Genomic DNA, 12130 nt, shown 5'->3' with positions numbered 1-12130 from the left:
CTATCTAATTCCAAAATTCTTTTGATTCATCTTTTTAACTTTGCTTGGCAAATATGCAGCAATGACCAGCACAGTGAAGACCAACAAAATGGCCATTGCCTCAAACAAATTAATGTTGATTGGCAACACAACTAACCAGAAGATACTGATCAATAGCCACTGGATAAACAAGCCTAACGTCAATACTTTGACCAAATCCTTACCACGATTTTGCCGCTCGATTGGATAAACGCGATACATGAAGTTGCGGTCAAACTCCGTTGCCATCGGCAATAATTGATATACCGTAAGAAAAATTACTAAGGCAGACAAGCCCAGTGCCCATTTCCAATCTTGCACTAGCCATGAAATCAAAATGGCAAAGACGGTCATTCTTACCAATAAGTTCAAGTATTCAGGGTTACGCAAAAGCGATCTTCTGTACAAGAACAAGTTTGGATTTTCCTTAGCAATTGACTTAGGTAAGAGGAAGTCTAAATACTTTCTACGTTTAATATTTACCTGCTTTTCAGCCACATCGGTGAACATGCTGAAGACAGAATATACGCGGTCCTTTCTGGCTTGTTCAGCTTTAATTGCATAGCGCCAGTCGAAAATGCCCTTTTCTTTTTTAGTCCCTAAATGAGCAATTATCATCAGAACCACAGCTTCGATTGGATAAATATAAGAGCCAAGACAGCCAATCAGTAATACTGCCAAAGTAATAACTAGACTTAGCCAATTAGGTGAATTGTAATAGAAATACAAGTTTTCTTTTTCAATTAAAAGCATGCATCCCTTTAACAAAATTGTGCCAATCACAATCAAAGCATAAGACCACACGGGAATCCCTGCCTTAATCGTCGCAAACGGAAATAAGATCCCGCCTAAAAGCACGATTAAAATAATTGGCAGCACCATGCTATATTTGATCATCGGCTTCAAATATTCTTCCATTTTGGCATCTTGCGTGAACAAGAATTGCATGTCCGCATCTTTTAATAAGGTAACTAAGCGGCCGGTTAATAACGGTAGCCACATGATCAAGCCAACCAGCGGCTTATAAAACCAGAGATTGCTTGGCATCGTCTTCATTGCCTGTGCATACCAGAACATCAAGGCACCCACTAAGAAGATCAAAGCCAGAATAAAGAAGTCATTGAAAACCAGCGTCAAGTATTTAACTGATTGCTTGAGATTTTCGTTCAGTCTTTTTTTCGCTAACTCACGCATTGCTATGATCCTCTCTATTCAAAGCCAAATATAACTTGTCAAATGGATCATCTGGCTTTAAGCCATAGTGCTGGCGAATCTCTTGCAAGCTGCCAATCACTTCAATCGTACCGTGATTAAGCACCGCGTAATTAGAGATCGCCTGTTGCGCATCAGCTAACACGTGCGTGGTCATCAGCACCATCTTGCCATTAGAGATCGCTTGTTTAATCAGATCAATCAAGTTAGCCACAGCTAATGGATCCAAGCCAGTAAATGGTTCATCGATTACCAGCAGACTCGTATCAGCTAAAAATGCGGAGATAATCATTACCTTCTGCCGCATCCCTTTTGAGAAATGAATTGGCAGCCACTCTAATTTGTCATCAAGTCTAAACATCTTGAGCAGTTCATGTGCTCTTGTCCAAGCCTGCTTTTCATCTAAGTGGTAGCTGAGCATGGTTAATTCCAAGTGTTCCTTCAAGGTCAACTCTGGATAAAGAATTGGTGTTTCAGGGATGTAGGCAACTTGGCGCTTAAACTTAGTTGGCTGCTGAGTCAAAACCACGTCGTTTAACGTGATCTTGCCTTTTGGTGGACGAAGCAAGCCCAAAATATGCTTGATCGTGGTAGACTTACCTGCCCCGTTTAATCCGATTAAACCAAGGGCCTCGCCTGGCTTGATTTCTAAATTTATATCCTTAATAACAGGAACGCCAGTATAGCCTCCTGTTAAATGTTCAATTTTTAATGTCATTTTTTCGTTTCTTTCTTTAGTAAACTATCATGTTTTATAATATCATGGATATATGTAGAAACTAAAGTTTAACAAGCAAGAGGTAATATAATATGGAAAATTTAGATAAAGATTGTTTATTCTGCAAAATTATTCGCGGTGAAATTCCTAGCTACACCGTCTTCGAAAATGATGATGTTAAGGCATTCTTGGACATCTCACAAGTTAACCCCGGTCACACTGTGATGGTGCCAAAAAAGCACATCGTCAACTTATTCGACTACACTAAGGAAGACGCACAACGCTACTTGCAATATATTCCTGAAATTGCCAACGCAATTAAAGCTGCCTTCCCTAACGTTACTGCCATGAATATCACTACTAATAACGGTAAAGCCGCTAATCAAGTAGTAATGCATTCACACATTCACTTCATCCCTCGTTTTGAAGGTGACGGCCTGAAACTTATGACTCGCAATAATGCTGATAAGTATGACGAAGCTAAGTACAATGAAGTTGCCGACAAAATTAAGTCACAATTTTAAGGAGTAATTTATGAAGCATTTTCTGTTAGGCTCTGTTTTGGGAGCCACTGCCGGCTTGATCTTCTCTTGCATGAAAGATGATAAAGGAAATCGTCCCGGTAAACCCCTAAAGGTTGAATTCGATGGTCTTAAACATGATACCCAGAGCTTTGCTCGTGCTCTAAAAAAGACTAAGCAAGCCAGTCAAGAGTTAAACGCTCAGATGCCTGAAGCACAACGTACTATTAGCGATATGGGTGATGATATTGAAAAATATTCTCGTCATATTCAGCCAACTGTTGATCGCCTCAAGCAAAAAGGCGAAGAAATGAATCAAGATTTAGAAAATTTAGCGCCAGATAATAAAAAAGCCTAAAGAAATTTTGATTTTTCTGTGAATATTTACGTGTTTAACTACGGTTTCGCCTTTTTTATGGTATATTAGTGAATAGTTACTTATTTAAGGATGTGGAGATTTAATTATATGAAGAGTTATATGAAGAAAATTGCTACAGTCGTTGCTGTAGCTGGTGTTGCATTATCTACTGCTGCCTGCTCTAATAGCGGCAGCAATGCTACTGTTGCTTCTTACAAGGGTGGCAAGATTACTCAACAACAATATTACGATGAAATGAAGAAGTCTCAAGCTGGTAAATCAGCTTTAGCCAACATGATCATTAATCGTGCTTTGGAACAACAATATGGCAAATACGTTTCATCTAAGAAAGTTGACAAGCAATACAACAACTACAAGAAGCAATATGGCTCACAATTCAGTGCTGTTTTACAACAAAATGGTATGACTGCTTCAGCATTTAAACAAAACTTGAAGACTAACCTCCTTTCTGAACAAGCTTTGAAGCACATTAAGAAGGTTTCTAAGAAGCAAGAACAACAAGCTTGGAAGAACTACCAACCTAAGGTAACTGTACAACATATTTTAGTTGCTAAGAAGTCAACTGCTGAAAGTATCATCAAGCAATTGAAGGATGGCAAGAGTTTCAAGAGTTTAGCTAAGAAGTACTCACTTGACACTGCTACTAAGAACAAGGCTGGTATGTTGCCTGCATTTGACTCAACTGACAACACTTTAGACTCATCATTCAAGAGCGTTGCATTTAAGCTTAAGAACGGTGAAGTTACTTCAACTCCAGTTAAGTCACAATCTGGTTACCACGTAATCAAGATGATCAACCGTCCTGCTAAGGGTAAGTTTGCTGATCACAAGAAGGCTATCGATGACCAAATTTACGCATCAATGGCTCAAGACCAAGCAACCATGAAGGACGTTATTGCAACTGTATTGAAGCGTGCTGATGTTTCAATCAAGGATAACGACTTGAAGGATGTATTATCAGCTTACGTTTCAACTGGTACTACTAAGTAATAAAAATATTACTGCATAAAAAGATCCAATTCTCGCTTGAGGATTGGATTTTTTGTTTGGTGTGGGAAATGGTGCTTTAATGTCATCTCACTAATCAGCCTTTAGAAAAATGTTTTTGAAGTAATCCTTAATTACCTCATTTTTAATTACTTGGTTGATTGGAGTATCTTGCCAAAGCTTTTCATGATGAGTTTGCTCCATCAAATCCGAAGCAGATCTCTGACCATAATAATCGTAAATTGTGTTTACAATATCTCTGATCTCAGGACCTTTTTGTACCAAATTATAATCTGCACGATCTGCATCTGTAATACTACCCTCTTCAACAATGGACCACTGGCCATTATATTTGTTATACACAGATTTGACGATAGGACCCATCTTCCAAGCTAATATCGGCTCATCAAATAACGATTCATTGCGAAGAACCAAACTTGCAGCCTGCATATAGTAAAGTAATTTCATCGCTCTCATTTGAGTTAAAGGTTCTACATTAACATATTTTTCGTCGGAATCTTTTAGTTGAGCGTAATTTTTTACCCTCATCCAATTTACTACCTGTAGTGCCTTCATAGAAAATCCCTTACTTAATCTTTCTTACATAATTGTAACTACTTATTTTACTAAGCAAAACCAAATAACCTCAATTATTTAATAACAGTCAAAGTAAACGCTTTAATGCTAAAATTAAAGTATAGAAAGAAGACTTAATTATGACTGACATTAAACTAACAGGTGGCCATCTTTCCCTAGATGAGCTCAACGCAATTTTTACCACTATTCCACAAGAATTCGACGTACTAGACGACCACGATATCGTTGTCTGGTCTTCAATGAACAAGCACCGCATTTTCCCTCGCACTGAAAAAGATATTGGCAAAACTGTCTTCGAAGTTCATCCGGGACATTCTCAAGGCCGCGTTAAGGCCGTTTTAAAGCAGATGCACGAAGGCAAACGCAACTCAATCTCCATCAACATCCATAAAGATGGACAGCCTCTCAACATTTCTTTTTATAGCTTGCATGATGATAATGGCAAGTACCTTGGCTGCGTAGAAGTTACTCAGCCCGTGCAAGACTATCAAGTGAGCGGCAGTAAATGGCGCAACTTTTTAAATATGATCCATAAGAAATAATTATTAAAAAATGACTGCAATACATTTTCGCAGTCATTTTTTCTTATTCTAAATGATGTGAATGATCTAAAGCTGGATCATTTTTCGGACGGTAATATCGTTTATTCTCCTGACTCGAAAGCGGCTCAGTGAATTCGCCCTTCGGTGTATGCTGCAAAGCATTCGTTACCGCGTAAACTGCCGCATCCAAATCATCGATTCGGTGAAGCAGCTCCGCTTCTAAGAGTGCTGGCAACTTGGGCGAACCATATTCAAAGCGGCCATGATGCGACAAAACCATATGCCGCAATAAAAGCAGGTCTTCTGACTCAAGATCAATCCCTAAATCTTGCGCAGCTAGCATAATTTGCTCATCAATTAAAACCAAGTGACCGACTAAATTACCCTCTGCCGTATACTGCGTAGCAACTGGACCAGATAATTCTAAGACCTTGCCCATATCATGCACGATGCATCCCGCATAAAGGAGCGACCGGTTAATTTGTTCATAATTATCTGCCAGGCCCTTTGCATCCCTCAACATCGACAATGTATGAAAAGCCAGCCCGCCGCGAACCGCATGGTGATTGCTCTTGCCAGCTGGATAATCGTAGAAACGCTTGCCCCACTTTTTAAGCAGATATTCCACAATCGACTTCCAAGTTGGGTTTTGCACCTGTGCAAGAAAGCTATTAATTTCCTTTTTCATCTCGTCAATTGGCTCCGGCGCAGATTTCACGAACTGATCAAGCTCATAGCCTTCTTGTGGTCCTACCACGCGCAAGCTATAAATCCGAATTTGCGGACGACCTTGATATTCCTCGCGTTTGCCGTTCAATTCCACAATCGTACCCGTGCTAAAAGTGGCCGCATCCTGATGATTAGCATCCCAATAGTTGCCGCGAATTTCACCAGAACCATCGCCAAATTGCATCGCTAAATAAAGATTATCTTTCTTATTGTGCCGTAATTGCAAATTTTTAATTAAAACAACAATGTCCATTTCTTCGCCATCGTTGTAGTCTAACAATCTTTTAAGCATTTTGGGTTCCTTTCGTAAAAGTCAACGGCTCGATTTGCAACTGGTCGACCAATTTCTCTTGGGCCGTAAAAATCAATACCTGATTATTTTCGCTAATCCTCTTGAGCAGCTTTTCAATATAGCTGACGCGTCGATCGTCAAAGTTCACAAATGAATCATCAATTAAGATTGGCAAATTAATTTTGTCTTTAATCTGTTCAATAAAGGCCAACTTCAAGACAAAGTACAACTGCTCTGCCGTACCACGCGACAAGTATTTCACTTCACGCTTCTTGCCATCGTGACGAATAACCGTCAACTTTTTAGCTAAATCAATCCCAGTATAACGACCACCGGTGAGCAATGCAAAATATTCTTGTGCTGCCGCAATCATCTTAGGAAAACGTTCGTTAGAGGCTATATCAAGCGAACGACTAATCCAAGTTGAAGCTAAGAGATCAGCCAAGTATTCTTTGCTGCTATTAATAAAATTAGTTTCAGTATTGGCGAGATCCTGCTTTGCCTGAAAGACAGCCGTTGAATCGGCCAAATTATTTAATTTAACCTGCAATTGAGCCAGTTCTTGTTGAGCAGTGCTAATTTCACTGGTTGCAGCTTCCATTTGTTGGTCCAATTTATGCAGTTTTTGCAGTAATTCAGAAGCATTAAGTTCTTTTAATTGAGCCAAGTCCTGCCCTAAGCTTTCCTTTAAGGTATTAACTTGCGTTTTAATCTTAGCCTGACGGAGTGACTCTTGATAAAGCTCATCGTAGCCTGCCATATTTTCAACGTTGGCTTGGGCAAATATGGTTTTAAGTTTTAATCCCAGTTCTTTGAGATCTTGCTCATCCTGCTTGAGAGATGCAGTTAAGCTAGCCTTTTTCTGCTGGCTGGCTTGAATACTGTCAACGTGATTGGCAACTTCATCCAGGGCAGTCAAAACTGCCGTAAAATCATTTTCTACAGGCTGTTTTAACGTGTTTTGCACTGCCGTGGATAGTTGAGCCACTTCTTGATTAATCTCATTTATTTGCTCGTTATTGTCAGCCTCGGCACTTTCTTTTAAATGATACTGCCCTAAATTAGTTAAAACATTATTCAGATCTAGAGTATCTGAGTTTAGACCATACTTTTGCTTAAAATCTTCCCGCTTACTTTGAGCTAACTGCTGCTTCTGCAAAATTGACGCATTACTTGCTTTTTGTTGATTGGCTTTACTATATCCTATAATCAAAAAGATAAAGCCCGCACTCAAAGCGGCAACTCCAACCATGCCCATTGTAATTATTATAATCAGCCCAATTACAGCGAAAACAGCACCAGCTGCATACCAGAACTTATTATTAGTGTTATTAACTTGAGGCGCACTATCCACCTGCTTGGGCAAAGCTAGATAATCATTTTGCAGTTGCTTAATCTGCGCTTGATCGTAGCCCAGCAATGGTTCAATATCCGGCGTCAAAGTCAAAAGCTGTTCTTTTTCCTGCTTTAACTGCTTGCCCTTTTGCAGACAAGCCTTGTATTCTGCCTGCCATTGCAAAAGCTGTGGCTTCTGCTGGATCAATTCTTTAGCAGCAGTCAAATCTTCACTTGAATCAGTTAACTCCGTTAGCTGCTCTTTCAGAGATTCAATCGTTTTCTGCAAGTTGCGGCCCTGCGCCATGATGTCCTGAGCTCTTTGATAATTTTCACCATCAAAAGCAACATCTTTCACCTGCTTTTGCAAATCAAGCAGATTTTGATAATTACCAAGTTCTTTTTGCAAATCACGCAAACTTTGTTCTTGTTTTTGCAATTTGGCTAAAATCGACTGCTTTTCTTGTAAAATCTCTTTTTGAGCAGAAAATTTCTGGTCTAATTGTTCATAATCGCTAAATTCCGCTTGCGTAGCCGTCAAATGTTCACGGTCATCCGTCATCTGCTTTAACAAACGATTAACTTCTGGCTTCTTACCCGTCTTTTTGAACAGCTTGCCAGCATCTTTGGCAAAATCATCACGCAACTGTAACAATTGGCTACTATTAGCTGCGCCTAGGTAATAGATACGTTCTAGTAAATCCGCCTGGCTTAAGCTGGTCACTTGCCCCAGCATCTCTTGGTTAAAAATAAAGCTATCGGCATAAAACGAACCGTCGATATTCTGAATTTGATCAAAAAAGACGCTCTCTGGCACAACCTGGCCGTCTTTTTTAACGGTTAAAATACCGCACTTAGTCTTGTCACCCTTGGCATAAAGGCGTTCCAGCTCATATTCATATTCACCGTCAGCCGCAGTAAAAACTAAACTACCGCCCATCGGACTAACGTGAGCTAGTGGCGTGTAGTCTTCAAAAAAGGGTGATGAATTGCTGCGCAAATGAAAACCAAACAGAATTTGCTTGATGAAGGCAACGGTCGTACTCTTACCCGCCTCATTTGCACCGAAGAAAACATCCAATTGGTCGCTAGGCAAATCAAAAGTTTTATTGGAGAACTGCCCAAAATTGATAATTTTAATTTGTTTCAGTCTCATCGGTAATTCCTTTCAATTTACTCATTAGCTTAACCTCGGTCAATTGCTTAACAGCTTCAATAAAATCGGGATCAGCCGCCAATTTTTCAGTTAACGGATCTTTCTTCTGCCAGTCTTTAACAATTTGGCTAAATTCTGCACTAGTAAAGATTTCACCTTTTGCTTGGTCAAAAGCCTGTTGATCACTGTCATTTAATTCAAGACTATTATTAATCTCAAAGCGAACATCCACTAATTGAGACCCAGCAGCTAAATTCATGGAAACAGTTTGCCAAAAATCAGAATCCTGAACTAGCTCCCGTTCTTCAGCAGTTAGATATTGTGCACCTTTAATCTGCAAACTAAAATACGACTTTTGCTCAGCCTGCAAACTATTGATAATCTTAGCCTGCAAATCATTTTTACTAATCGCTGCCTCAAGATTGATTGCACGACTTTGCCAAACAATTGGGCCGGTTTGCTTAAATTCGATTGTTGTCTTTCTGCTGTTTTCATCAATCTTACCTAAGTAACATCCCTTTTCGCCCATCTCATTAATGTGCCGGCCCTGAATATTGCCCGGATAAACAATCCAAGGAGCAGTCGATAAATTGTTGCGCGCGTGAATATGACCTAAAGCAAAATAATCATAGTTTAATTCTTTAATTTCACTGACCGTAAATGGAGCATAAACATTCTTGTGGCTATCATTTTCCTTTTCTTGAGCATGCATTAAGCCAAAAGTATAATTAGAGCCTTTTTCAGAAAAATCCGGCATCATATCGCGAGTAATATGATTATTTAAATATGAAAAGCCAACTACATCATAAGCAAAACCACTTTGGGTAGTAAAAGTAGACTTTTCAACTTTTTCGTTAGCACCCAGTAATTTGAAGTATGGACTTGGACTGACCAACAAGTCTTCTTTTTTCATATGATCGTGGTTACCAAAAATCATAACCACTTGAATTTGTTGATCGGTCAAGCGTTTAATCTGTTCAGCAAAAAATAGCTGCGCACGCGGCGACGGTTGATCACTATCAAAGGTATCGCCCGCAATTAAAATTAGATCAACATCTTCCTTTAGCGCCAGATCAACGATTCTCGTTAATGATTGATCGGCTGCTTGATAAATTTGGTTAAATTCCTTAGATGGCAAAAAAGATAGCCCACGAAATGGACTATCTAAGTGCGCATCTGCAAAGTGAATAAATTTCATCGCGAATTTTAATTTCTAAGATCTTCATAAAGATCATTAATTGGCTTAGTGTAGGTCTTTTGCACATCACCAAGCAGATTGTACAAGTCTTGTTCAGTCTTAAGAAGTGAAACAATCTTTTCGTTCTTTTGCACCTTACCGTTCAGATCTTGGTAAGCTTGTTGATCTTCCTTAGCCATTGGCTTACCCGATTGTTGAGCTTGCAAAATCTTGGTTTGCAATTCATCCATCTTCTTGAACAATGCTGAACTTTCTTCATCAGCTTGCACGGCCTTGATAGCATCTGCTAAAGCCTTGTATTGTTCTGTCTTCGTTAAGTCTTCTGCTAATTGGTTAGCTGCTGAATCGTAAATATTAACCATTCATGGTCCTCCTAAATTTTATTGGCCAAAAAGCCCTTTGACATCATTATACCATTCATTGATCTTCTGTCCCGCAGAACCTAAGCCATCTTGAATTTTTTCTCCTAAACCGCCGGTCCAGTCGAAGTTCGAACCATTATTTTTGATAATTTGTCCCGGTGACTTCTCAGTAAATTGCGTTTGCGCAGTATATGGCAAAATTCCTTCCATCTCTGCCTTATACAGTCGCGTTATGCCAGTTTCAGAAATTCCCTGCATAAAGTGCTGCTTATTGGTCCGGTCAAAGCCGACCCAAGTAGCTAAGACGACATCGGGAGTATAACCGACAATCCATTGATCCTTAGTGCCAAAGCCATAAGAATTAGGTACCTCGGTTGAGCCAGTCTTACCGGCTACTCGATAACCGCTCGGCTGAGCGGCTTGACCCGTACCACTAGTAAAGACGCCCAACATCATGGTAGTCATTTCTTTAGCAGTATTTTCGGAGATAATGCGATGCGTGCCTGGATTGTTATTCTCGGCTAAAACATTACCACTGGCATCTGTAATTTTAGTGATAAAGAAAGAATTATTTGGCAAATTTCCCTTATTAGCAAAAGCCGAATAAGCATGAGCCATCTGCAAAGGAGAAATACCGGTAGATAAACCACCTAAAGCTAAAGCAAGATTGCGGTCGCTCTTAGGTACCTTAATGCCAAAGTTTTCTACCGATTGAACACCTTTGCTTACCCCGATTTTATCTAGGAGCCATACTGCAGGCACGTTTTTACTTTGAGCCAAGGCCTCATACATTGGAATCTTGTTAGAATAGCTATTATCAACGTTATGCGGTTCATAATTATTTTTACCGAATTTTTGCAATTTATTCGATAATTCCGAATCATAGTGATAGCCATTTTGCAAAGCTGGCGCGTAAACTGCTAGTGGCTTAATGGATGAACCAGGCTGACGCTTCATCTGCGTTGCCCGATTATAACCACGAAAGACATGTTTGCCCCGACCACCAACGACAGCACGCACAGCACCAGTTCCTGGATCCATGACTACGCTAGCTCCTTGACAAGCCGTACCATCAGTCCCGTCTTGAGGGAAGAGCCAGCTTTCTTCAAAGGTATTTTGCAAACGGCCTTGATAATTCTGGCTCAAAGTCGTGTAAATTTTTAGTCCTTTATTCATTACCTGCTCTTCAGTCAAACCGTACTTACTGATGGCTTCGTCAACCACAGCATCAAAGAAGTAAGGATAACGGTAGCCATCTTTATTTCTAAAAGTATTCTCAAGCTGCAAACCTTGCTTAGCATAAGCCTTAGCTTGCGCAGCAGTTAATTTACCATTATCGGCCATCAAGCTTAATACTAAATTACGCCGCGACAAGGCATTACCCATATGGTCAACGGGATTGTAAAAACTAGGATTACGCAGCATCCCCGCTAAAGTAGCCGCTTCACCTACCGTCACATGACTGGCATTCTTGCCAAAATATCTGCGACTAGCATCCTGCACGCCCCATACTCCGTTGCCAAAGTAGGCGTTATTCAGATACATCGTCAGAATATCTTTTTTAGAATAAACATGGTTAATCTCAATAGCAAAGAACAATTCTTCTAGCTTCCGTGAGAAAGTCTGCTGCTGCGTTAATAAAGAATTCTTTGCTAGTTGCTGCGTTAGCGTTGACCCACCACCAGTAACTTGTCCGTGGTGAATCACCAAACTCAAGGCTGCTCTAGCCATCCCTTTAATACTAAAACCGGGATTTTTCCAGAAAGTCTGATCTTCTGTTGAAATTACGGCATTTTTAATATTAGGCGAGATCTGGTTATATTCGACAAAAGATCCCTTCTGCGAATACAGTGAGCCTGCCTTTTTGCCCTTATAATCATAAATAGTCGTTGTCGTTGACAACGCTGCCTTTAAATTAGAAATATTCGATGTCTTAACTTTAATTGTATAATATGTACAAGTTAAAAAAATGAGAGTGAGCAGGATTAAAATAATCCATCGTCCGATGAAAAAGCGATTATCAAAGCGATGCCATCTATCTTTAAAAAAGCTTTTTCTTGGTTGGTCGTTATTCATTAACATTG

The 12130-nt window shown here is 39.8% G+C and carries 12 protein-coding genes; 4 read left to right on the top strand and 8 right to left on the bottom strand.

Features of this window, described 5'->3' with window-relative positions:
- Nucleotides 1-1212 (bottom strand): ABC transporter permease, encoded by a 1212-nt coding sequence (locus ICI50_RS02955; RefSeq protein ID WP_013853726.1) that lies wholly within the window; start codon nt 1210-1212, stop codon nt 1-3.
- The gene (locus tag ICI50_RS02950) at nt 1205-1948 is read right to left on the bottom strand and encodes an ABC transporter ATP-binding protein (RefSeq protein ID WP_054640656.1); all 744 of its coding nucleotides are present in this window, start codon (nt 1946-1948) and stop codon (nt 1205-1207) included. The genes ICI50_RS02955 and ICI50_RS02950 overlap by 8 nt, the downstream gene beginning before the upstream one ends.
- A gap of 92 nt (nt 1949-2040) precedes the next feature.
- Between ICI50_RS02950 and ICI50_RS02945 the strand changes: the two genes are divergently transcribed.
- The 3 genes from ICI50_RS02945 (at nt 2041) to ICI50_RS02935 (ending at nt 3838) form a co-directional block, all read left to right on the top strand.
- Nucleotides 2041-2472 carry an HIT family protein gene (locus ICI50_RS02945; protein WP_056941022.1) on the top strand — a complete coding sequence of 144 codons (432 nt, stop codon included), beginning with the start codon at nt 2041-2043 and terminating at the stop codon, nt 2470-2472.
- A 10-nt stretch (nt 2473-2482) separates the two neighbouring features.
- Entirely contained in the window at nt 2483-2827 is a 345-nt protein-coding gene (locus ICI50_RS02940) for a hypothetical protein (protein WP_013853723.1), read from the top strand.
- 108 nt (nt 2828-2935) lie between these two features.
- Nucleotides 2936-3838, top strand: coding sequence for a peptidylprolyl isomerase PrsA (locus ICI50_RS02935; protein WP_188891913.1), 903 nt, complete (start codon nt 2936-2938; stop codon nt 3836-3838).
- 90 nt (nt 3839-3928) lie between these two features.
- Here ICI50_RS02935 and ICI50_RS02930 read toward each other — a convergent pair whose 3' ends face one another.
- Nucleotides 3929-4411 (bottom strand): Panacea domain-containing protein, encoded by a 483-nt coding sequence (locus ICI50_RS02930; RefSeq protein WP_025084153.1) that lies wholly within the window; start codon nt 4409-4411, stop codon nt 3929-3931.
- A gap of 140 nt (nt 4412-4551) precedes the next feature.
- On the opposite strand from ICI50_RS02930, the gene ICI50_RS02925 reads away from it, so the two are divergent.
- Nucleotides 4552-4974 carry a PAS domain-containing protein gene (locus tag ICI50_RS02925; RefSeq protein ID WP_013853718.1) on the top strand — a complete coding sequence of 141 codons (423 nt, stop codon included), beginning with the start codon at nt 4552-4554 and terminating at the stop codon, nt 4972-4974.
- A 43-nt stretch (nt 4975-5017) separates the two neighbouring features.
- Here the strand turns inward: ICI50_RS02925 and ICI50_RS02920 are convergent, their stop codons facing one another.
- Genes ICI50_RS02920 through ICI50_RS02900 form a run of 5 tightly spaced genes read right to left on the bottom strand, consistent with a single transcriptional unit; the run spans nt 5018 to nt 12122 of the window.
- Complete coding sequence (locus ICI50_RS02920) at nt 5018-5995, bottom strand: 3'-5' exoribonuclease YhaM family protein (protein ID WP_013853717.1); 978 nt, start codon at nt 5993-5995, stop codon at nt 5018-5020.
- A complete protein-coding gene (locus ICI50_RS02915; protein WP_188891911.1) occupies nt 5988-8486 on the bottom strand; it encodes an ATP-binding protein in 2499 nt (832 codons plus the stop codon). Before ICI50_RS02915 ends, ICI50_RS02920 begins: the two co-directional genes overlap by 8 nt.
- Complete coding sequence (locus tag ICI50_RS02910; protein WP_013853715.1) at nt 8467-9684, bottom strand: metallophosphoesterase family protein; 1218 nt, start codon at nt 9682-9684, stop codon at nt 8467-8469. Before ICI50_RS02910 ends, ICI50_RS02915 begins: the two co-directional genes overlap by 20 nt.
- An 8-nt stretch (nt 9685-9692) precedes the next feature.
- On the bottom strand, nt 9693-10046 hold the full coding sequence (locus tag ICI50_RS02905) for a YlbF/YmcA family competence regulator (RefSeq protein WP_188891909.1): 354 nt from the start codon (nt 10044-10046) through the stop codon (nt 9693-9695).
- A gap of 18 nt (nt 10047-10064) precedes the next feature.
- Nucleotides 10065-12122, bottom strand: a complete 2058-nt coding sequence (locus tag ICI50_RS02900; RefSeq protein WP_013853713.1) for a PBP1A family penicillin-binding protein — start codon at nt 12120-12122, stop codon at nt 10065-10067.
- Between the last annotated feature and the right edge of the window lie 8 nt (nt 12123-12130).

This window comes from Lactobacillus kefiranofaciens, from assembly GCF_014656585.1.
In the GTDB taxonomy this organism is placed as follows: domain Bacteria; phylum Bacillota; class Bacilli; order Lactobacillales; family Lactobacillaceae; genus Lactobacillus; species Lactobacillus kefiranofaciens.
This window is presented reverse-complemented; position numbering and strand designations above follow the sequence as displayed.

Bases quoted from the DNA above. Each gene is read 5' to 3' on its own strand.
- ICI50_RS02955 (WP_013853726.1), bottom strand. From the start codon at position 1,212: ATGCGTGAGTTAGCGAAAAAAAGACTGAACGAAAATCTCAAGCAATCA.
- ICI50_RS02915 (WP_188891911.1), bottom strand. From the start codon at position 8,486: ATGAGACTGAAACAAATTAAAATTATCAATTTTGGGCAGTTCTCCAAT.
- ICI50_RS02910 (WP_013853715.1), bottom strand. From the start codon at position 9,684: ATGAAATTTATTCACTTTGCAGATGCGCACTTAGATAGTCCATTTCGT.
- ICI50_RS02925 (WP_013853718.1), top strand. From the start codon at position 4,552: ATGACTGACATTAAACTAACAGGTGGCCATCTTTCCCTAGATGAGCTC.
- ICI50_RS02920 (WP_013853717.1), bottom strand. From the start codon at position 5,995: ATGCTTAAAAGATTGTTAGACTACAACGATGGCGAAGAAATGGACATT.
- ICI50_RS02935 (WP_188891913.1), top strand. From the start codon at position 2,936: ATGAAGAGTTATATGAAGAAAATTGCTACAGTCGTTGCTGTAGCTGGT.
- ICI50_RS02900 (WP_013853713.1), bottom strand. From the start codon at position 12,122: ATGAATAACGACCAACCAAGAAAAAGCTTTTTTAAAGATAGATGGCAT.
- ICI50_RS02930 (WP_025084153.1), bottom strand. From the start codon at position 4,411: ATGAAGGCACTACAGGTAGTAAATTGGATGAGGGTAAAAAATTACGCT.
- ICI50_RS02950 (WP_054640656.1), bottom strand. From the start codon at position 1,948: ATGACATTAAAAATTGAACATTTAACAGGAGGCTATACTGGCGTTCCT.
- ICI50_RS02940 (WP_013853723.1), top strand. From the start codon at position 2,483: ATGAAGCATTTTCTGTTAGGCTCTGTTTTGGGAGCCACTGCCGGCTTG.
- ICI50_RS02945 (WP_056941022.1), top strand. From the start codon at position 2,041: ATGGAAAATTTAGATAAAGATTGTTTATTCTGCAAAATTATTCGCGGT.
- ICI50_RS02905 (WP_188891909.1), bottom strand. From the start codon at position 10,046: ATGGTTAATATTTACGATTCAGCAGCTAACCAATTAGCAGAAGACTTA.